The organism is Brachybacterium sp. Marseille-Q7125 (assembly GCF_023062615.1).
Classification (GTDB): Bacteria; Actinomycetota; Actinomycetes; order Actinomycetales; family Dermabacteraceae; genus Brachybacterium.
This window is the reverse complement of record NZ_JALLAL010000003.1, coordinates 23,126-42,423: the sequence shown is the minus strand read 5'-3', so window position 1 is coordinate 42,423 and position 19,298 is coordinate 23,126. Positions and strand designations below refer to the sequence as shown.

Annotated in this window: 18 protein-coding genes and 2 tRNA genes; 10 read left to right on the top strand and 10 right to left on the bottom strand. The window is 69.0% G+C overall.

From position 1 onward, the window contains the following. Nucleotides 1-63: 63 nt before the first annotated feature. From MU407_RS01550 to MU407_RS01540, 3 genes are read right to left on the bottom strand one after another with little or no spacing between them, the layout of a single operon-like run. Nucleotides 64-990, bottom strand: coding sequence for a metal ABC transporter permease (locus MU407_RS01550; protein WP_102236346.1), 927 nt, complete (start codon nt 988-990; stop codon nt 64-66). Then, nucleotides 987-1,751, bottom strand: coding sequence for a metal ABC transporter ATP-binding protein (locus MU407_RS01545; protein ID WP_246954831.1), 765 nt, complete (start codon nt 1,749-1,751; stop codon nt 987-989). The genes MU407_RS01550 and MU407_RS01545 overlap by 4 nt, the downstream gene beginning before the upstream one ends. After that, entirely contained in the window at nt 1,748-2,851 is a 1,104-nt protein-coding gene (locus MU407_RS01540) for a metal ABC transporter substrate-binding protein (protein WP_246954830.1), read from the bottom strand. Before MU407_RS01540 ends, MU407_RS01545 begins: the two co-directional genes overlap by 4 nt. A 177-nt stretch (nt 2,852-3,028) precedes the next feature. On the opposite strand from MU407_RS01540, the gene MU407_RS01535 reads away from it, so the two are divergent. Both MU407_RS01535 and MU407_RS01530 read left to right on the top strand, forming a co-directional pair. Continuing rightward, nucleotides 3,029-4,420 carry a glycine--tRNA ligase gene (locus MU407_RS01535; protein WP_246954829.1) on the top strand — a complete coding sequence of 464 codons (1,392 nt, stop codon included), beginning with the start codon at nt 3,029-3,031 and terminating at the stop codon, nt 4,418-4,420. Nucleotides 4,421-4,611: 191 nt separating this feature from the next. Then, nucleotides 4,612-5,028 carry a hypothetical protein gene (locus MU407_RS01530; RefSeq protein WP_246954828.1) on the top strand — a complete coding sequence of 139 codons (417 nt, stop codon included), beginning with the start codon at nt 4,612-4,614 and terminating at the stop codon, nt 5,026-5,028. 22 nt (nt 5,029-5,050) lie between these two features. Here MU407_RS01530 and MU407_RS01525 read toward each other — a convergent pair whose 3' ends face one another. Continuing rightward, nucleotides 5,051-6,091 (bottom strand): LLM class flavin-dependent oxidoreductase, encoded by a 1,041-nt coding sequence (locus MU407_RS01525; protein WP_246954827.1) that lies wholly within the window; start codon nt 6,089-6,091, stop codon nt 5,051-5,053. A 128-nt stretch (nt 6,092-6,219) separates the two neighbouring features. After that, complete coding sequence (locus MU407_RS01520) at nt 6,220-7,554, bottom strand: family 1 glycosylhydrolase (protein ID WP_246954825.1); 1,335 nt, start codon at nt 7,552-7,554, stop codon at nt 6,220-6,222. A gap of 74 nt (nt 7,555-7,628) precedes the next feature. Here MU407_RS01520 and dusB point away from each other — a divergent pair, with 74 nt between their 5' ends. From dusB to dnaG, 3 genes are all read left to right on the top strand, one after another. Beyond that, nucleotides 7,629-8,882 carry a tRNA dihydrouridine synthase DusB gene (gene dusB, locus MU407_RS01515; RefSeq protein ID WP_246954823.1) on the top strand — a complete coding sequence of 418 codons (1,254 nt, stop codon included), beginning with the start codon at nt 7,629-7,631 and terminating at the stop codon, nt 8,880-8,882. A 4-nt stretch (nt 8,883-8,886) separates the two neighbouring features. Next, complete coding sequence (locus MU407_RS01510) at nt 8,887-10,197, top strand: deoxyguanosinetriphosphate triphosphohydrolase (protein WP_246954821.1); 1,311 nt, start codon at nt 8,887-8,889, stop codon at nt 10,195-10,197. Nucleotides 10,198-10,261: 64 nt separating this feature from the next. Beyond that, the gene (dnaG, locus tag MU407_RS01505; protein WP_246954819.1) at nt 10,262-12,235 is read left to right on the top strand and encodes a DNA primase; all 1,974 of its coding nucleotides are present in this window, start codon (nt 10,262-10,264) and stop codon (nt 12,233-12,235) included. Nucleotides 12,236-12,323: 88 nt separating this feature from the next. Here the strand turns inward: dnaG and MU407_RS01500 are convergent, their stop codons facing one another. The 4 genes from MU407_RS01500 to MU407_RS01485 form a co-directional block, all read right to left on the bottom strand. Further along, nucleotides 12,324-12,638 (bottom strand): hypothetical protein, encoded by a 315-nt coding sequence (locus tag MU407_RS01500; RefSeq protein WP_246954817.1) that lies wholly within the window; start codon nt 12,636-12,638, stop codon nt 12,324-12,326. A 59-nt stretch (nt 12,639-12,697) separates the two neighbouring features. Then, complete coding sequence (locus tag MU407_RS01495) at nt 12,698-12,904, bottom strand: cold-shock protein (protein WP_246954815.1); 207 nt, start codon at nt 12,902-12,904, stop codon at nt 12,698-12,700. A 276-nt stretch (nt 12,905-13,180) separates the two neighbouring features. Beyond that, nucleotides 13,181-13,254: transfer RNA gene (locus MU407_RS01490), tRNA-Ile, on the bottom strand. A 162-nt stretch (nt 13,255-13,416) separates the two neighbouring features. Next, nucleotides 13,417-14,706 carry a cellulase family glycosylhydrolase gene (locus tag MU407_RS01485; RefSeq protein ID WP_246954814.1) on the bottom strand — a complete coding sequence of 430 codons (1,290 nt, stop codon included), beginning with the start codon at nt 14,704-14,706 and terminating at the stop codon, nt 13,417-13,419. 202 nt (nt 14,707-14,908) lie between these two features. Here MU407_RS01485 and MU407_RS01480 point away from each other — a divergent pair, with 202 nt between their 5' ends. The 5 genes from MU407_RS01480 to MU407_RS01460 all read left to right on the top strand — a co-directional run bounded on the left by MU407_RS01480 (nt 14,909) and on the right by MU407_RS01460 (nt 17,950). Continuing rightward, nucleotides 14,909-16,099 (top strand): LacI family DNA-binding transcriptional regulator, encoded by a 1,191-nt coding sequence (locus tag MU407_RS01480; protein ID WP_246954813.1) that lies wholly within the window; start codon nt 14,909-14,911, stop codon nt 16,097-16,099. Between the two features lie 66 nt (nt 16,100-16,165). Then, nucleotides 16,166-16,238, top strand: a tRNA-Asn gene (locus MU407_RS01475). A gap of 81 nt (nt 16,239-16,319) precedes the next feature. Beyond that, complete coding sequence (locus MU407_RS01470) at nt 16,320-16,877, top strand: OsmC family protein (RefSeq protein WP_246954812.1); 558 nt, start codon at nt 16,320-16,322, stop codon at nt 16,875-16,877. Then, a complete protein-coding gene (locus tag MU407_RS01465; protein WP_102236333.1) occupies nt 16,877-17,368 on the top strand; it encodes a peptide deformylase in 492 nt (163 codons plus the stop codon). Before MU407_RS01470 ends, MU407_RS01465 begins: the two co-directional genes overlap by 1 nt. A gap of 90 nt (nt 17,369-17,458) precedes the next feature. After that, on the top strand, nt 17,459-17,950 hold the full coding sequence (locus tag MU407_RS01460) for a DUF3145 domain-containing protein (RefSeq protein WP_246954811.1): 492 nt from the start codon (nt 17,459-17,461) through the stop codon (nt 17,948-17,950). Nucleotides 17,951-18,016: 66 nt separating this feature from the next. On the opposite strand, the gene MU407_RS01455 is transcribed toward MU407_RS01460, so the two are convergent. Continuing rightward, complete coding sequence (locus MU407_RS01455) at nt 18,017-19,255, bottom strand: beta-ketoacyl-[acyl-carrier-protein] synthase family protein (protein WP_246954810.1); 1,239 nt, start codon at nt 19,253-19,255, stop codon at nt 18,017-18,019. Nucleotides 19,256-19,298: the final 43 nt, after the last annotated feature.

Genomic DNA, 19,298 nt, shown 5'->3' with positions numbered 1-19,298 from the left:
CGATTGTCCCTCACCTGTGGCGCAGATGCTGTGAGCCACGAAATGACACGCGGGGGCGAATGGTCACATCGCGCGATCGGCAGTGGGTTCCGGACGGTGAACCCGGGCATGCGCGTTATCCCGATCGGTCAGCGCCGTCTCGGTGCGATGCCCCCCGAGCGCCGCCCGCACGGTCAGCGCCACGATGTACACCGCGATCGTCGTCAGCACGATGACGCCGCCCGGTGGCAGGTCCACGTACACGGTCAGCAGCAGACCGCCCAGCGAACAGGCCACGGCGATCACCATGGCGGTGCGCATGGTGCGTGCGAAGCCGACGACCATCTGCTGCGCGGCGGCGACAGGCACGATCATGAGCGCGGAGACCATCAGTGCGCCGACGATCCGCATCGACAGCGTCACCGTCAGCGCCGCCATCACGGCAATCGCGACGTTCACCAGGCGCACCGGCAGCCCCGAGGCCCGCGCGAACTCTTCATCCCCGGTCACCGCGGACAGCAGGCCGGACAGCCCCATGCCGATCGCGAGCACCACCAGGGACAGGGCCGCGGCGATGATCATGTCCGAGCGCGTCACGGTGGACAGCGAACCGAACAGGTACCCCATGAGGTTCTGGGACGTGCCACCGGCCAGCTGGATGATGACCACACCCCCGGCGATACCGCCGTAGAACAGGATCGCGAGAGCGACATCGCGGCTGGTGTGCCCCACCTCGCGCACGTACTCGATGGCGAGCGCCCCGATGACAGAGGCCGCCAGCGCACCGGGGATCGCCAGCAGATCCACGGGCGTCGCAGCGGTCCAGGCGCCGACCAGCCAGCCGATCGCCACACCGGTCAGCGCCACGTGCCCCAGGCCGTCGCCCAGCAGCGACAGACGCTTCTGCACCAGATAGGTCCCGACCACGGGCGCGGTCAGACCGATTAGCACCGCGATGATCAGCGGGTAGCGCAGCAGATCGGAGGTGAGGATGTCGAGGGGGGAGATCATGCCGGGTGGATCTCCTGTCCGAGGCAGTCGTGAGCGGTGAGGTCTGTGTGCGGGTGCTCATGACCCGGATCCATCAGCGGGCGATCAGCCACTGCGCCGTCATGGATGACATGCCCGTGATCGAGCACCACGGCACGGTCGATGTCCTGCTCGAGCATCCCGATCTCATGCAGCACCACGAGGATCGATACGCCGCGGGCGGCGAGATCCCGGAACAGCTGGGCGAGCAGCTGCTGGGTGCCGAGGTCCACGCCGGCGAAGGGTTCATCGAGCACCAGCAGGCGCGGATCCCGCACGAGCGCGCGGGCGATCATGGCCCGTCGGCGCTGCCCCCCGGACATGCGGGTGATGGGCCGACGGGCAAGATCCGCCATCCCCACGGCCTCCAGGGCCGTCTTCACCCGGGGGTCGTAGGGGCGCGGGAACCAGGCGCGCGAGGACAGCAACCCGGAGGTGACGACCTCCCGCGCGGTCGCGGGGATGGACCCGAACTCGGGGGAGTCCTGCGGCACGTAACCCAGCACGTCATGGCTGCGCCGACGGTCCAGGGGGCTGCCGAACAGCTCGACGCAGCCGGATTCCATGGGGACCACACCGACGGCCGCGCGCAGCAGCGTGGATTTGCCCGAACCGTTGGCGCCCAGCAGGGCGACGGTCTCCCCGGCCTGCACCGTGAGGTCGACGTCCTGGAGGATCGCCGCGCCGCCCAGGCGCACCGAGGCGCCGTGGACGTCGAGGGCCGGGGAGGGGGCGGTCGTCACGACCAGCTGTCCACGAGCTTGTTCGCGTTCTCTCGCATCACTGCAGGATAGTCCTTCGCCTGATCCAGCTGGGTCTCGAGGTTGTCGAGCTCCTCGCTGGCGACCCCGGCGTTGTCGGCGAGGGTCTGGGCGACCTTCGGCGAGGCGGTGGTCTCGAAGAAGATCGTGTCGACGCCCTCGGCCTTGATGAGCTCCTCGAGCTCGAGCAGACGCTGCGGGGACGGCTCGGTCTCGGGGTCCACCCCGGCGATGCCCACCTGGTGCAGGTCGTACCGTTCGGCGAGGTACGCGTAGGCGGCGTGGCTGGTGATGAAGGTGCGCTCCCCGGAGCTCTTCTGGTAGAGCTCGGTCAGCTCCGCATCGAGCTCCTCGAGCTCGGTGCGCAGATCCGCCGCAGCCTGCTGGTAGGTCTCAGCGCCCTCGGGGTCGAGCTCGCCGAGCTTTGCGGCGAGCGCCTCGCCCACTTGGGCCATGCGCAGCGGGTCGTGCCACATGTGGGGATCATTCGGGCCGTGGTCATGGCCCTCGTGATCGTCGTGCTCGTGGTCGTCGTGCTCGTCGTCGTGAGCATCGTCCTCATGGTCATGCTCGTCATGCTCATGATCGTGCTCGTCATGCTCGTGATCATGATCGTGCTCGTCGTGATCGTGCTCGTCATGATCATCGCCGTGATCGTGGTCATGCTCGGCACCGTCCGAGGGCAGCATCTCGATCACGCCGGAGACGTCCAGGGCGTTGTCGGCCTTGCCGGAGGCGACCGCATCATCCAGCGCCAGCTGGTAGCCGGGGATCTGCAGCACCAGATCCGCTTCCTGGACGGCCATGGTCTGTTGCACCGACAGCTCCAGGCCGTGCGGGTCAGCGCCCGGGGTGGCGAGGTCCGTGAGCGTCACCCGGTCACCGCCGATGGCGGTCACGAGATAGGTCATCGGGTAGTTCGAGGTCACGATGTCCAGCGCACCGCCGCCGGAGCCACCACCATCACTGCTGCCGCCGCCACCTTCGCCGTTGCTGCCACAGGAGGCGAGCACGGCGGCACCGCTGCCCAGGCCGAGCAGCGCGAGAACGGAACGACGGGACGGAGTCATATCGAAGGGCATGACAATCATTCTCAGCAGTTCAGGGGCTCCATGCAAGCCGCTGAGGACGGCGCGGCGCCTGTTCGTGCCGACCATCACAGCCTGTGATGCTCTGGCAGGCTCGCCGCACCCGGTTCGTGCGGCGCTGCCGACTATGCTGGATGCGTACCCGATATCCCCGTCACCAGGAGAATCCCCGTGGCCAAGGCCCCCGCCAGTGCGCTGGACAACGTCATCTCCCTCGCCAAGAAGCGCGGCTTCGTGTTCCCCGCCGGGGAGATCTACGGCGGTACCCGCTCGGCCTGGGACTACGGTCCGCTGGGCGTGGAGCTGAAGGAGAACATCAAGCGTCAGTGGTGGCGCACCTTCGTGCAGTCCCGCGGAGACATGGTGGGGCTGGACTCCTCGATCATCCTGCCGAAGGCCGTGTGGGAGGCTTCCGGTCACGTCGCGACGTTCACCGACCCGCTCGTGGAGTGCAAGAGCTGCCATTCGCGCTTCCGCGAGGACCACCTCATCGAGGCCTTCGAAGCCAAGAAGAACCGCGCCCCCGAGGGCGGGCTCACGGAGATCGCCTGCCCGAACTGCGGCAACCGCGGCGAGTTCACTGATCCGCAGCAGTTCTCCGGCCTGATGAAGACCTACCTCGGCGCGGTGGACAACGAGACCGGTCTGCACTACCTGCGGCCCGAGACTGCCCAGGGCATCTTCGTGAACTTTCTGAACGTCGTCACCGCCTCCCGGGTGAAGCCGCCGTTCGGCATCGGCCAGGTCGGCAAGGCCTTCCGCAATGAGATCACCCCCGGCAACTTCATCTTCCGCACCCGCGAGTTCGAGCAGATGGAGATCGAGTACTTCACCCCGCCGCAGGAAGCCGAGGAGCATTTCGACCACTGGGTGGAGGCGTGCTGGAACTGGTTCATCGACCTGGGCATCCGGGAGGAGAACCTGCGCCGCTTCGATGTTCCCGATGGCGAGCGCGCCCACTACTCCGCCGCCACGATCGACATTGAGTACCGCTTCGGCTTCCAGGGCAGCGAGTGGGGCGAGCTGATGGGCGTGGCCAACCGCACCGACTTCGACCTCGGCAGCCACACCGAGCACTCCAACGCCACGATGCAGTACTTCGACCAGGCCAGCGGTGAGAAGTACACCCCGTACGTGATCGAGCCGTCCTTCGGCCTGACCCGCGCGATGATGGCTTTCCTGGTGGACGCCTACACCGAGGACGAGGCCCCCAACACCAAGGGCGGCGTGGACAAGCGCACCGTGCTGCGCCTGGATCCGCGCCTGGCCCCCGTCAAGGTTGCCGTGCTGCCGCTGTCCAAGAGCGGGGACCTGGTCCCGCGCGCCACCGCCCTGGCCGATGAACTGCGCCAGCACTGGAACGTCGATATGGACGTCTCGCAGGCCATCGGCCGCCGGTACCGCCGCCAGGATGAGATCGGCACCCCCTTCTGCGTCACGATCGACTTCGAGACCGCCGAGGACCAGGCTGTGACCATCCGCGAGCGCGACTCCATGGCCCAGGAGCGCATCGCCCTGGACCAGGTGGCCTCCTACCTCGGATCCCGTCTGCTGGGCGTCTGATTCCCCGACCACGACGGCAGCTGCGCCTGGTTTTCCCGGTGCAAGGCGTACGCGCCGATGCGGTGGATGCGCTACTGGAGACCGCTGCTGGAGGTGGAGCGTAGGACTGCGGGATTGATTCCCGCGGTGCCGCGTTCCGTGCGGTACCGTGCTCGCGGGCGGCGCGGGCCGCTCGTCGGAAGGGGATGATCATGAGCAGCAGCGCATCCGCGTCGGAGCAGGGGCACCAGAGCGAGAGCAAGCCCGGCACGTGGATCGGGACGGTGCTGACCTTTCTGGTCCTCGGGTTCCTCGCGGTGAGTTTCGCGGCGAGCTTTGTGGGTGGCGGAGAGAAGGAGTGCACGGTCACTGGCGGGTACACGACCGTCAGGAACAAGCGAGGATCGGGCATGTCCAGCTCGGTCACGATCGAGACCGAGCAATGCGGCGAGCTGCGCTGGGGTGCCACGAGTTTCCTCGGACTCGACGGCGGCGGCGCGAGTGCCGAGGAGCTCGACGAGCAGTTCCCGGAGGGGCTTGAGCAGGGGGCGACCTACCGCTTCACCACGCAGGGGTACCGGGTGTGGCCCTTCGGGAAACCGTCGATCGTGGGCGTCGAGGAGATGTGAGAGAGCTGCTCGCGGACCCTCGTCACACGATGGCCGTGAGCAGGTGCGGGACCACATCGGTCGCGAAGGTCTCCAGCACCTGGTGGCGGGCGTGCGCGGAGGCACCGAAGGGCAGCACGAGGCAGATCTCATCGGCCTCCTGCACCACTGCATCGCTGAGCAGTGCATGCGCCACGGTCATCGGATCATCGAGCACCACGCGGCTGAACACCGCGGGATTCCCGCCGATCTCTACGCCCGCATGCTCGGCGGCCACCGCCGGTGCGGCAGCGCGCTCGCGCGGGATCAGGGACACCCACTGCTCGAGCTCTTCCTCGGTGCGCATGGGCAGCATCTGGCGGGAGACCATCACGTGCCCATCGCCGTGCCCCGCCTCGCGGGAGGCCTCGCGGTAGGCGCGCAGCGCCTCCAGCTGCAGCACCTCGAAGGAGCGACCGGAGCCGTCATCGGGCGCCATCGTGGCCAGCTGCAAACCCAGTCCCAGGGATCCGGCCATCGCCGCACGCGCGGGGCTTGCCGCGCCGTAGGCCAGACGCTCCCGCAGACCCTCCGCCCGCGGCTCGATCCGCAGCGGCGTCCCGGGCTCCACACCCTCGATATGCGCATCGGCCCCCGCGACCACCTCGCCGTCCACGAAGCGCAGCAGATCATGCAGCACCCGGTTCACCATCTCGGTGCGGTCCCCCTGGACCTGCCCGAAGGCGCGGGTGTAGATCGCATCATGCGCCGAGTAGCCCGAGCCGAGCCCCGGGCGCAGTCGACCGCCGGTGAGCAGATCGGTGGTGGCCAGATCCTCGGCGAGCCGCCCGGCGTTCTCGAACCGCAGGGGGATCACGGCGGTACCCACCTGGATCCGCTCGGTGTGCAGCGCCGCCGCCGTCAAAAACGGCAGCGGCGAGGACAGAGCATCCTGCAGGTGCCGCACCCGCACATACCCCACGTCGTAGCCCAGACGGTCGGCATCCTCGAACAGGGCGATGCCGCCGGCGAGATCGGCGTGATCCACCTGCGCGACCAGGCCGAAACGCGGCACCGGGCGGGACTCAGCAGCGGGAGCAGTCAACAGTCTTCTCCTTTGACGGGGTGCATCGTGCAGACGGGAGAGGCACGATGCCATGGTGCCATTGTCCCCCGCGGCGGATCAGGGGGCCCGGGACCCCGGGTCCGGGCCCATGACGCCGCCGGCACTCCTCAGCCGATGCGGTAGCGCTGCGGGGCCACGAACTCCTCCCGCGCCGCATCGCTGATCCCGCCCTCGGCGATGATCCGGGCAAGAAAACGCCCGGAGGGCTTGATGGTGCGGGTCTGGGTCTCGTAATCGTTGTGCACCAGGCCGAAGCGCGGCATCTCGCCCTCCTGCCACTCCCAGTTGTCCACGAAGCACCAGTGGTAGTAGCGCTCCACACCGCGCGTGGGATCCGCCAGCAGCGAGAGATGGTCATCGAGGAACCGGCAGCGGAACCGCTCGAGCAGACCGGTGGCCGGGTCGCCGTTGTCCGCGGTGCCGTTCTCGGTGATCCACACCGGCGCAGCCGAGCGCTCCCGGAGCCAGCGGATGCAGCGCACGAGCCCTTCGGGGTAGATCTCCCAGCCCAGGTCGTTCACGGGCACGCCTGGGAAGGTCCCGTCGGACAGTCCGGCGCTCGCGGTGCGCGCGTAGTAGTTCAGCCCCAGGTAGTCGTGGAAGCGCCCGGGCGTGATGCCCGCGGGCTGGCGACCCAGGAGGCGGCGGAAGCGCCCGGTCAGCATCGCCTCGGCGATCACGTCCTGGAACAGGGCGGAGCTGAGCGGCACCGCCGCCCGATGCAGCGGGTTGCGCGAGTTCTTCGGGTCGAAGGCCCGCATGTGATGGGCGAACCCCACCCGCGCATCGGCCTGCAGCTCATGGATCAGCAGATAGGCACGGCAATGCGCCTCAGCCATATGCGCCATCACCGCCCGGACCTTGCCGGGGCTGCGATCCCCGGGCGGCCCCTCCTGCCACAGATGCGACTGGGCGGCGTAAACGTTCGGCTCGTTGATGGTGACCCAGTCGGTCACGAGATCCTTCAGCGCCGTGACGACCTCCCGCACGAACCGCAGCCAGATCGGAACCGACTGCGGGATGGTCCATTCCCCCAGCCCCTGGAACCAGGACGGCTGGGAGAAGTGATGCAGGCTCACGAGCACCTGCACCCCACCGGCCTGCAGCGCCGCGATCTCCTCCCGGTAGCGCTCGAGCGCCACGGTATCGAACTCCCCGGGCCGCGGCTCGATCCGCGACCACTCGACGCTCATGCGGTAGATCTGCAGCCCCAGGCCCGTCAGCAGATCCGTGTCCTCGCGCCATCGCACCCAGTGGTCGGTGCTGCGCAGCGGCGTGGAGCCGTCGCGGATGTTCCCGGGCACCTGCGCCCAGTCGTACCAGTTGTTGCCGCGGTCCCCGCCCTCGATCTGCAGGGCAGAGGAGGCGGCACCGATCAGCAGGTGCGGCAGCGCGGTGAAGGCCATACCCTGATCATCCCAGGTCACAGGGGTGTTCGCCACGGGCCTAGGGCCCGGGGTGCACATCACCTGTGGCGGGCACCCGCCGCGGCGGCCCAGGTGGGACAATCGAGCCGATGACCGTCCCTGCCCCTGCCTCCGTCACCGCCGCCGACGTCCCAGTCGGCCCCGGCGCCCCTGCCGACGCTGCTCGTCCTGCTGCGCCGGCGAACCGTCGGACCCTCACCATCGGCCCTCACACCGTGGATACCCCGGTGGTGCTCGCCCCGATGGCCGGGATCACGAACATGGCCTTCCGACTGCTGTGCCGCGAGTTCGGGGCCCTGCACAGCGCCGATGACGGTGGGCTGTACGTCTCAGAGATGGTGACCACCCGCGCGCTCGTGGAGGACCACCGGGAGTCCTGGCGCCTGGTGACGATGGGCGAGCGGGAGACGCCGCGGTCCATCCAGCTCTACGGCGTGGACCCGCATACGGTGCGCCGCAGCGTGGAGATGCTGCGCGAACGGGACCTCGTCGACCACGTGGATTTGAACTTCGGCTGCCCGGTGCCGAAGGTGACGCGTCGCGGCGGCGGCGGGGTGCTGCCGTGGAAGAGCGAGCTGTTCACCCAGATCGTGCGCGCCGCCGTGGAGGCCGCCGGGGATGGCGTGCCGGTGACGGTGAAGACCCGCATGGGGATCGACGATGCGCACCTCACCTACCGCGATGCGGGGCTGATCGCCCAGGAGGTGGGGGCCGCGGCGATCGCGCTGCACGGCCGCACCGTGGTCCAGCACTACTCCGGGCAGGCCCGCTGGGATGCGATCACGGACCTCAAGGAACTCGTCACCGACATTCCGGTGCTTGGCAACGGGGACATCTGGTCGGCCGAGGACGCGATCACGATGATGGACCAGACCGGCTGCGACGGTGTAGTGGTGGGGCGCGGCTGCCAGGGCAGGCCGTGGCTGTTCGCCGATCTTGCCGCCGGGTTTGCGGGCAAGCCTGACCGGGTGCGCCCGAGTCTGGGGGAGGTCGCGGCGATCCTGCGCCGGCACGGCGAACTGCTGGTGGAGTTCTTCGAGGATGAGGGCCGCGCTCTGCGGGACCTGCGCAAGCATGTGGCCTGGTACTTCAAGGGCTACCCGGTGGGTGGGCAGATGCGTCACCGGCTCGCGACCATGGAGTCCCTCGCCGATCTGGACGCCAAGCTCGCCGAGCTGGATCTGACCAGCCCCTACCCGGGGGCCGCGGTGGAGGGACCGCGCGGCCGCGCCGGCTCCCCGAAAAAGGCTGTGGTCCCGGAGGGTTGGATGGACTCGCGGGAGCTGTCCGCGGAGCATGCTGCGCGCCTGGACGAGGCCGAGCTGGACACCTCGGGAGGATGAACCGATGACCGAGATCCCTACCCCGCCCGTCGGGTACACGAGCACGGACCTCGAGCGCTGGGCCCCGGAGCCGCCGAAGTCCCAGTCCCGCACCCCGTTCCAGCGGGACCGCGCCCGGGTGCTGCACTCCTCGGCGCTGCGCCGCCTAGGGGCGAAGACCCAGGTGCTCGGTGCGGGGGCGAATGACTTCGTGCGCACCCGCCTCACGCATTCCCTCGAGGTGGCGCAGGTGGGTCGGGATATCGGGGCGGAGCTGGGCTGTGATCCCGATGTGGTCGATGCCGCGTGCCTGTCCCATGACCTCGGCCATCCGCCCTTCGGGCATAACGGCGAGCGGGTGCTGGATGACCTCGCCCGCGAGATCGGCGGCTTCGAGGGCAACGCCCAGACGCTACGTCTGCTGACACGGTTGGAACCCAAGGTGCTGGGGGAGGACCGCCCCTATGGCCTGAACCTGACGCGCGCCGTCGTGGATTCGGCGATCAAATACCCGTGGGCCCGCGGCGAGGGGCCCAATCCGTCCTCTTCGAAGTTCGGCGCCTACGCCGATGACCTCGCGGTGTTCGACTGGGCCCGAGCGGGCGCCCCGCCGCTGCGGAAATGCTTCGAGGCCCAGGTGATGGACCTCGCCGATGACATCGCCTACTCCGTCCACGACATCGAGGATGCGATCACCGGCGGCACCCTGAGCCTGGGAGCGCTGCGGGACCCGATGGAGCGCGCCGCCGCGCTGTATGTCGTGCAGGACTGGTACATGCCCGATGAGTCCGTGGAGGCCCTCGATGAGGCCCTCACCCGGCTCGAGGCGGAGCCGACGTGGCTGCCCGCCTTCAGCGGCTCCATGCGCGATGCCGCGGCGCTGAAGAACATGGCCAGCCAGCTCATCGGCCGTTTCACCCGCTCCGCGATCCACGCCACCCGGCAGGCCCACGGCGAGGAGCCCATCGCCCGCTTCCGCGCCGATGTCATCGTGCCGGAGGAGACCCATCTGGAGATCGCGGTGCTCAAGGGGCTCGCGGCCGCGTATGTCATGTCCGCCGCGTGGCAGCAGCCCGTCTACGAGGCGCAGGAGGAGATCCTGCGGGACCTCCACTCCCGCCTGCTGAACACCGGCACCCAGCACCTCAGCCCCCTGTTCGCTGAGCTGTGGGAGCAAGCGGAGGATGACGCTGCCCGCCACCGGGTGGTGATCGACCAGATCGCCTCCTACACCGATGTCACCGCGCGGCGCCTGCACGGGACGCTGTTCGATCGGGAGGTCACCCACCTCACCGCCGCGGACACCCCGCTGCCGGGTCTCGGGGCGGAGCTGTGATACAGGTGGGAGAGCAGGCGGCAGTGCTGCCGCCGACGGCGGCGGTGTGGGAAGGGGTGCGCTGATGGCCAGGGGGCTGATCCGTCGGGCCGATGTGGACCTCGTGCGCGAACGCTCGCGCCTGGACGAGGTGGTCTCCGAGCATGTGACGCTGCGCCCGGCCGGGATCGGGTCGATGAAGGGCCTGTGCCCCTTCCACGACGAGAAGACCCCGTCGTTCAACATCCGCCCCCAGCTGGGGCACTGGCACTGCTTCGGTTGCGGCGAGGGCGGGGACGTCATCTCCTTTGTGCAGAAGATCAACCATCTGAGCTTCGTCGAAGCCGTGGAGCTGCTGGCCGGCCGCTACGGCGTCCAGCTGCACTACGAGGAAGGTGACGGCAAGGGCGGAGACCGGCCTGATTTCGGCACCCGTCGGCGTCTGCTCGACGCCCACGCCATCGTTGAGGAGTTCTACCGCGAACAGCTCAGCACCCCCGCCGCGGAGGTGGGCCGACGTTTCCTCACCGAGCGGGGCTTCGACCAGGCCGCCGCGGAGCGCTTCGGCGTGGGCTTCGCGCCCGAGGGCTGGGATGCTGTGACGTCCCTGCTGCGCTCACGCGGCTTCACCGAGCCGGAGCTGACCGCGAGCGGCCTCGCCTCCCAGGGACAGCGCGGCGTGTATGACCGCTTCCGCGGCCGACTGGTGTGGCCGATCCGCGACATCACCGGCTCCACGATCGGCTTCGGTGCCCGGCGCCTGCTGGAGAACGATCAGGGCCCGAAGTACCTGAACACCCCCGAGACCGCGATCTACCACAAGTCCTCCGTGCTGTACGGCCTGGACCTGGCGCGCAAGGAGATCGCCTCCCAGCATCGGGTGGTCGTCGTCGAGGGATACACCGACGTGATGGCCGCGCACCTCGCGGGGGTCGGGACAGCGGTCGCCTCCTGCGGCACCGCCTTCGGTGCTGAGCACGTGAAAATCGTGCGGCGCGTCATGGGGGATTCGAACCGCTCGGCGGGGCTGCGGCTGAACACTGACGGGCGCGGCTTCGCCGGGGAGGTCATCTTCACTTTCGACGGTGATGCCGCGGGGCAGAAGGCCGCGCTGCGCGCCTTCGAGGAGGACCAGCGCTTCGTCGCCCAGACCTTCGTGGCCGTGGAGCCCAGCGGCATGGATCCGTGCGATCTGCGGATCGCCCAGGGCGACCAGGCGGTGCGGGACCTCATCGAATCCCGTCGGCCCCTGTTCGAGTTCGCGATCCGCACCGCGATCTCCCAAGTGGACCTGGACACTGTGGAAGGGCAGGTCACGGCGCTGCGTATGGCCGCGCCGGTGGTGGCCCGGATCCGCGATCGGGCCATGCGCCCGGAGTATGCGCGGCGTCTGGCGGGCTGGCTCGGGATGGAGGAGCGCACCGTGCTGCGCGCCGTCCATGACGCCGCCCGCGCCGAGGGGAGCGGGCGCCGACGGGCTCAGGAGGAACCGCTGCTGGAGGAACGCCCGGTGGAGGGGGCCGACGGGGGCGAGGACGGCTCGAGCCTGCCGATCCCGCGCCTGGCGGACGTGGTCTCCCCGCGGGATCCCGTGGGGCAGGTGGAGACGCAGTCCCTGGCCGCAATGGTGCAGGCCCCGCAGCTGCTGGACCCGGAAAAGGTCGCGGCCCTGCCCGATGACTCCTTCCATGTGCCTGCCCTGCAGGGCGTGTGGGACGTGATGCTCGCCGCGGGCACGCTGCTGGATGCCGTGGCGGGGGAGCTGGCGCCGGCACGCTACCTCGAGCAGGTGCTCGAGATCGCGGGGGAGACGGTGCGCCCGCTCATCGTGGAGATCGCGAACCTGGACCTGCCGGCCCGGGATGAGGACGGGCTGCGGCGGCTGGGGGATTCGCTGCTGGACCGCCTCACAGAGCTGTCCATCACCCGCGAGTACTCGGTGCTCAAGCAGCGCCTGCAGCGCACTGATCCCGCCGATGCCGAGCGGTACCAGGAGATCATGACGCGCCTGGGGCAGGTACAGGCCCGGCGCCGGGCGCTGCATGCGCGGGAGGAGTGAGGCGAGCACTCGAGTGCTCAGCCCGGGCGGTGGAGCGCAGGCCGAGAGTTGTGACGGCCGCGGACAGATGCCGATCGTGGTCACGCGCCTACGGTCTCCGGCTGTCGCTCAGACCCCCAGGCCGCGCTGAGGGATGTCGGCGTCCGGGGTTCCCGGTGGGCGGGTCCAGCACCAGATCTTCGATCACCTGAAAGGGCGTGATGACGGCGCCAATGTCATCCTCGTCGACAGCCTCGATCTGCTGCGTCCATCGGGGCGGATCGGGGTAGGCCTGCGGCTGCTCAAGCAGCGAGAGCGCGATGCCCTCCGGCGATGCGGAACCGGTGAGGATCTCTGCCCGGATGGCCTGGACAAGAGGAACAAGGTCAGGGTCAGCGAGAAGGGAGACAGGATCCGTGATCATCACGGTGCCGGTCTCCCCTCGGCGCTGCGCTGTGTCGACAGTCCTTCGACGCTGGGGTCTCAGGCGATGACGGAGAGATTCGCCGCCTGCAGGCCCTTCTGGCCGCGCTCGGTCTCGAACTGGACCTTCTGGCCCTCCTCGAGGGTGCGGTAGCCGGTGGACTGAATCGCGCTGAAGTGCACGAAGACGTCGGCCGAGCCGTTGTCGGGGGCGATGAAGCCAAAGCCCTTGTCGCCGTTGAACCACTTGACGGTGCCGGTATCCATATCGGATCCCTTCTGGGTAGATGAGCAGCCGCGTTTCGGCTGCCCGGGGGTGCTGACTCGACGCACTTTCAGAAGGAACCAGGTCCTGCATTGCCATCTCCGCCCACACGGCGGATCGGCACGAATGTCTTTCGAAGCAACCCGGTCAACCTACCGCCGCGTGCTCACTTGCCCACCAGCGGGGTGGTGTATGACACGTTCGTGGTGGTCGGCGCGGACCCTCGATGCGACACTCAGAAGGTCAGGCACCACGCCTAGTCACATGGTGTTTCTCGGTGGCCCAGGCGGGGCTTGAACCCGCGACCGACGGATTATGAGTCCGCTGCTCTAACCTGCTGAGCTACTGGGCCGCGCCCTGCACGAGGGCCTCGCAGAATCTACCACGTCAGCCGCTGTGACCTGCTCAGATGGATCACAGGCAGGACATGTTGTGGCCACGGAGGGGCGGCTGGCGAGCCTTCGTGTGAAGCTGGTGCCCCTCGGCATGAATCCGCTAGCCCATGAGCGCGCTCTCAGGCCCTGCCGCGAGTCGCCGCAGCGCCGCCGGTGCGGGTATCGCCCGCGCGCAGTTCGCCGTGCTCGCGCATCACGCGCACCGCCGGCCGCTCCCCGGCCCGTGACGCTTCCATCCACGCCTCGAACACCGCGCCGCCGGGAGCAGCGGCAGAGCGCTCCAGCAGCGGGTGCGGCCCGACGGGGAAGTCGATCGCGCGCCCTCGCGGCGCTGCGGGCGCCTGCTCCTTCGCCGCGGCGATCGCATCACGGAACGCACGGCCGGAGTCCTTGAGCGCCCCATCGGCCGTGAACAGCCCCAGCGTGTGCTCGAGCGGCGGGAAATCCGCCAAGTCCTGCGAGACGTCGTGCGAGCACCACCAGGTCACGCCGTACAGCTGCGGGCAATCGAGCGCCGTCTCCACAGTGCGGGTGACGAACCACGCTACATCGTCCTCACCCAGCACATTGCGGGGCGCGCCCACCTCCTGCAGCCACAGCGGCCGCTCCGGAGCGGGGGAGAAGCTGCGCGCGAGCTCGAGGTAATACTCCGCCCGGTGCTCCACCTCGTAGGAGCGCGGCCCGTACTTCTGCCCGGTGCCATCGAAGATCCACGAATGCACCACCGTCGCGTCCCCCAGCTGTGCGGACTGATCCGGGGTGAAGGCGTGATCGTCCATGAACCACGCGGCGTCATAGTTCGCCACTGAATGCAGGCCCTCCGGCGCCCCCTCGCGGGCAGCCTGCAGCATCCGCCGGGTCCACGCCTCAGCCTGCTGAACGCTCAGCGGATCGGGATCCGGGTGGTTGGAGGCGCTGAACTGGTTGACCTCATTGCCCACACTCATGCCCAGCAGGTTCGGCGCATCGGCCACCTGCGCAGACAGGCGGCGCACCAGCTCTGCGGTGGAGGCCACCACGTCGGGATCGGTGAACATGTTCCGACGGTGCCAGGTGGTCAGCCAGCTGGGCTGAAAATCGAAGCTTGACAGATGCCCCTGAATCGCGTCCACGCACACATCCAGGCCCAGCCGCCCGGCCACATCCACCACGGCGCGCACATCCTCGAGGGCGCGCTCGCGAATGAGAGTGCGGTTGGGCTGCAGCAGGGTCCACAGCGGGAAGATCCGCACGTGGTCCGCGCCGAGCTCGGCGATCTCCTGTAGATCCTCACCCACCTGGTCCAGATCCAGATCCAGCCATGCATGGAACCAGCCGCGCCGCGGCGTGTAGTTCGCGCCGAAGCGCACCGCAGCAGCGGTCCCGGGCCGCGTCGTGGTCGGGGTCGCGGGCGGGGCAGTGGCAGACATCGGTGTCCTTCAGGTCGCGAGCAGGTGAGGGTGATGGGATGGAACAATGCGACAGCGTGATTCGCTGATCGCTGCCGCAATGCCAGATGTTCCCACTACTATAGCGTTCAAGTAGGCCGAGCGCGGGACCTCCGCTCAGCCTCAGATCAGCTGGTGGGCCTACAGTTACGAGATACGATCCCAGCGTCGGGAGGAATCGGCGATGACAGCGTCTCAGAGTACGCGGAAAGCCGCGAACAGCACAGCGCCGTCCACCGCGGAACCCCGCGAAGGTCGAACCTCTGCGCCGCAGGGGAGAGGCCGCGGCCGACGCGTCACCATCGCCGACATCGCCGAGCGTGCCGGAGTCACCGCTGCCGCTGTTTCCCTCGCGGTCAACGGCCGCCCCGGGGTCTCCGATGCCACCCGCGCGCGGATCGTCGAGATCGCCCGCGAACTGAACTGGATGCCCTCCCACGCGGCCCGGGCACTGGCCGGGGCGCCCGTGCTCACCATCGGCATGGTCCTCGCCCGCCCCGCGGACGTGCTGGGCAGCGAAGCATTCTTCGGCGGGTTCATCGCCGGACTGCAGGAGGTCCTCAGCGCCCGGGACTACTCGCTGCAGATGAAGATCGTAGAGAACACCGACGCGGAGATCGAAACCTACCGCCGCTGGTTCGGGCAGCGCCGCGTGGATGGCGTGATCCTGCTGGACCTGCGCGTGGATGACCCGCGCGTCCCCGTCCTCGAACAGCTCGGGCAGCCCGCCCTCGTCGTCGGCGGCCCCGGTCACCACGGCACCCTGCCCGCCGTCTACGCCGACGATGCCTTCGTCACCCGCCTGCTCGTCGAACATCTCGCAAAGGCTGGGCATCGCCGCATCGCCCGCCTGGCCGGCGCTGGCGAATACCTCCACACCGCGACCCGCGACGCCACCTTCGCCGCCCTGTGCGCCGAGCAAGGCATCGACCCAATCCTCCATGAGGCCGGGTTCACCGCCTACGGTGCCGCGACAGCCACCGCCGAACTGCTGCGCACGGGCGATGCGCCCACCGCGATCATTTATGACAGCGATGAGATGGCCCTCGGCGGAGCCCGCGTGATCGCCCAGCAAGGTCTGCGCATCCCGCAGGACATCGCCATCGCCTCCTACGAGGATTCCGCGATGATGCGCTCCCATCGGCCGCGCATCACCGCCGCCAGCCGCTCCGCCGTCGAATACGGACGCCTGGCCGCCCGGCGCATGCTCCAGATCATCACCGACCGCAGCACCGAGGCCACCGCCCAGACGCACGGTGAGGAGCATCAGGCGGCCGACGACGGGCTGGTCCCCACGCTCGAGGTGCGCGGCTCCACCGACCCCACAGCCGACGACGAGATCAACGCCCGCCTGGCGGGGTTAGCTTCGTCATAATCCCACCCTGGAGGGCATCTCGACGTGCAGGCGCGGCGGCGACCCTGCTAGAGTCGTCCAGGTCGATCCCGCATAGCTCAATCGGCAGAGCATTCGACTGTTAATCGAAGGGTTGTTGGTTCAAGTCCAACTGCGGGAGCCCACAGCGCACAGCCCCGGACACCACCTCCGGGGCTGTCGCATTTCCGCCCCACCCCACGCCGTTGAAGGAGCCAGGCCGATGCCGACCCTGCCCGATGATCGCTTCGAGCTGCCCGAGGATTTCGGACCCGGCAGCGTGTGGGCTGACCGCACTGGACATCGCACCCTCGTGGGCCGCAACCAGCGCGGCGTCGAGATCCCCATCGGCCACGGCGAAGGCCAGATCAACCCCGGTGAGCTGCTGAAGCTCGCACTGATCGGCTGCGCCGGCATGTCCGCGGACAACGCCATCGCCCGCCGACTGGGCCAGCAGGTGGACCTCCGCCTGTGGGCGCACGGCACCGCCGATGACGAGCTGAACCGCTACGAGCGGATCGTCGAGGAGCTGCAGCTGCCGCTCGAGGGCCTCTCCGAGGAGCAGGTCCAGGCGCTTGGCACCGTCATTCAGCGCGCCATCGTGGCCGGCTGCACCGTCGAGCGCACCGTCGTGCCCGGCGTCGAGGTGAAGCATCGCCCCCTGCGCGCTGAATCGAATGCTCCGGCGAGTGACGCGGCATCCGCGGAGGGGGACCCGTCGGCCGCGGACGGTACCTCCGCTGATGCTGCGAGCCCGCACCCGGGCGAGGAACAGGCCTGATGGCGATCCGACCGATCCGCATCGTCGGCGACCCCGTGCTGCGCACCCCCTGCGACGAGATCCGCACGATCACCGACGGCACCCGGGCCCTCGTCCAGGACCTGCTGGACACCGTGGATGACGACGGCCGAGCGGGCGTGGCCGCCAACCAGATCGGCGTCAGCCAGCGCGCCTTCTCCTGGCACCTCGTGGAGACCGGCGAAGTGGGCTACATCCTCAACCCCGTGATCGTGGAGCTGTCCGAGCAGGAGCAGCACGACGATGAGGGCTGCCTGTCCGTCCCGGGCCTGTTCTACCCCCGCACCCGCGCCGCCTACGCCCGCTGCGTGGGCCAGAACCTCGAGGGCGAGGAGATCGAACTGGCCGGCGAGGGCATCATCGCCCGGCTCATCCAGCATGAGGTGGGGCACCTCGATGGCGCGCTGTACTTCGACGGCTTGGAGCGGTCGGTGAAGAAGCAGGCATTGCGAGCGATCCGCGAGAGGTTCTAAGCTCTACCAGCAGACAGCCGCCCGCTGTCGTCGATTCCATCCAGGGCACCGATTCGTTGGGGAAGACGCATTGGAACCGGAAGGAACGAGATGACCCAGGGCGTTCTGTATATCCACTCCGCGCCGCGGGCCCTCACGCCTCACATCGAATGGGCCGCCGCCGGAGTCATTGGCGTGCCTCCCCACATGCGCTGGGAGGAGCAGTCCATCGGCCGTGGCCTCATGCGTTCCGAGCTCAGCTGGCGGGGCCGGGAGGACACCGGCGCGCACCTGGTCTCGGCCCTGCGCGGCATGCACGAGGTGCGCTTCGAGGTCACCCAGGAGGCCACTTCCCGCACCGACGGCGCGCGCTGGAGCTGCACCCCTGAGCTCGGTATCCACCACGCCGCGACCGACCATGCCGGCAATATCGTGCTCACCGAGGACCATGTGCGCGGGTGCATGGAACGCGCTGGCGGTGATGCCCGCGCCCTCCAGCGCGAGCTCGGCATCGCGCTCGGGGAGCCCTGGGACGAGGAGCTGGAGATCTACCGCCACGCGGGCGAGGGCGTGCCCATGCGCTGGCTTCACCGCGTGAGCTGAGCGGCGCGGGGGCGGGGCGCTCGGGCGGAGGCCCGCTCAGGGCAGGTCCGCGCTGGCCAGGGTCGCTCAGGCGCTCGTGAACACCACGGCGATGTCGTGGCCGCCGAAGCCGAAGGCGTTGTTCAGCACCGCCAGATCGCCCTGGGGCAGCTCGACCGTGCTGTTCTGAGCGATGCTCATCGGGGTCTCGGGGTCGAGCGTCTCGATGTTGATCGTGGGCGGCGAGATGCGGTGCTTCGCCGCGAGCACGGAAAAGAGCGACTCGATCGCCCCGGCGCCGCCCATGAGATGCCCCGTCATCGACTTCGAAGAGGTTACGACGATCTGGTCGGTCACACCATCCAGCGCATCGGAGACCGCGCGCAGCTCGCCGATGTCACCCAGCGGCGTCGAGGTGCCGTGAGCATTGATGTGCTTGATATCCGCAGCAGCCACGCCAGCATCGGACACCGCCTCGCGCACCGCGCGGGCCTGGCCCTCCGCGGACGGCGCGGAGATGTGATGGGCATCGGAGGCCATGCCCCGGCCAGCCGCATAGGCGTAGACCTCGGCGCCGCGCGCGGCGGCATGCTCCTCGCTCTCGAGCACCAGGATCGCGGAGCCCTCGCCCAGCACGAAGCCGTCGCGGTCCACGTCATAGGGGCGCGAAGCGTGCTGCGGGTCATCCACACGGCTGGAGAGCGCACGGATGTTCGCAAACGCCGCCAGGGTCATCGGGTGGATGCAGGCCTCCGTGCCACCGACGACGACCACATCCGCGCGGCCCTCACGGATCATGTTCATGCCCGCCGCCACGGCCTCCGCCCCGGAGGCGCACGCGGAGACGGGGGTATGGGCCCCGGCGCGGGCACCCAGCTCCATCGAAATGTGGGCGCTCGCAGAATTCGCCATGAGCATCGGCACAGTGAAGGGGCTCACTCGACGGGCGCCGCGCTCACGCACTACATCCCACTGATCCAGCGTGGTCCACACCCCGCCGATCCCAGTGCCGACCACTACGCCGAGCCGCTCCGGCTCGACCTCGGGAGCACCGGCATCCTGCCAGGCCTCACGGGCGGCGACCATCGCGTACTGCCCGCAGGGATCGAGCTTCTTCGCCTCCGGGCGCGACAGCGGTTCGAGCGCCCCATCGATCAGCTGGCAGGCGAAGTCGACGCTCAGCCCGTACGAGTCCTTCCAGTCGTTCTCCAAGGTGCGGGCGGCTGACGTGCCGGCCAGCGCCGCCTCCCACGTGGAGGCGACGTCACCGCCGAGCGGATTGACGGTGCCAAGACCGGTGACGGCGACGCGACGGGACGCGGACATGGGAGAACCTCCGGGTGGTGTGCGGGCGGAGAACGGAGACGCC

What these genes read in the sequence shown, in the direction of transcription:
- MU407_RS01550 (WP_102236346.1), bottom strand. Translation starts at nt 990, where the DNA reads ATGATCTCCCCCCTCGACATCCTCACCTCCGATCTGCTGCGCTACCCG.
- MU407_RS01540 (WP_246954830.1), bottom strand. Translation starts at nt 2,851, where the DNA reads ATGCCCTTCGATATGACTCCGTCCCGTCGTTCCGTTCTCGCGCTGCTC.
- MU407_RS01530 (WP_246954828.1), top strand. Translation starts at nt 4,612, where the DNA reads ATGAGCAGCAGCGCATCCGCGTCGGAGCAGGGGCACCAGAGCGAGAGC.
- dusB (WP_246954823.1), top strand. Translation starts at nt 7,629, where the DNA reads ATGACCGTCCCTGCCCCTGCCTCCGTCACCGCCGCCGACGTCCCAGTC.
- MU407_RS01510 (WP_246954821.1), top strand. Translation starts at nt 8,887, where the DNA reads ATGACCGAGATCCCTACCCCGCCCGTCGGGTACACGAGCACGGACCTC.
- dnaG (WP_246954819.1), top strand. Translation starts at nt 10,262, where the DNA reads ATGGCCAGGGGGCTGATCCGTCGGGCCGATGTGGACCTCGTGCGCGAA.
- MU407_RS01500 (WP_246954817.1), bottom strand. Translation starts at nt 12,638, where the DNA reads ATGATCACGGATCCTGTCTCCCTTCTCGCTGACCCTGACCTTGTTCCT.
- MU407_RS01495 (WP_246954815.1), bottom strand. Translation starts at nt 12,904, where the DNA reads ATGGATACCGGCACCGTCAAGTGGTTCAACGGCGACAAGGGCTTTGGC.
- MU407_RS01485 (WP_246954814.1), bottom strand. Translation starts at nt 14,706, where the DNA reads ATGTCTGCCACTGCCCCGCCCGCGACCCCGACCACGACGCGGCCCGGG.
- MU407_RS01480 (WP_246954813.1), top strand. Translation starts at nt 14,909, where the DNA reads ATGACAGCGTCTCAGAGTACGCGGAAAGCCGCGAACAGCACAGCGCCG.
- MU407_RS01470 (WP_246954812.1), top strand. Translation starts at nt 16,320, where the DNA reads ATGCCGACCCTGCCCGATGATCGCTTCGAGCTGCCCGAGGATTTCGGA.
- MU407_RS01465 (WP_102236333.1), top strand. Translation starts at nt 16,877, where the DNA reads ATGGCGATCCGACCGATCCGCATCGTCGGCGACCCCGTGCTGCGCACC.
- MU407_RS01460 (WP_246954811.1), top strand. Translation starts at nt 17,459, where the DNA reads ATGACCCAGGGCGTTCTGTATATCCACTCCGCGCCGCGGGCCCTCACG.
- MU407_RS01455 (WP_246954810.1), bottom strand. Translation starts at nt 19,255, where the DNA reads ATGTCCGCGTCCCGTCGCGTCGCCGTCACCGGTCTTGGCACCGTCAAT.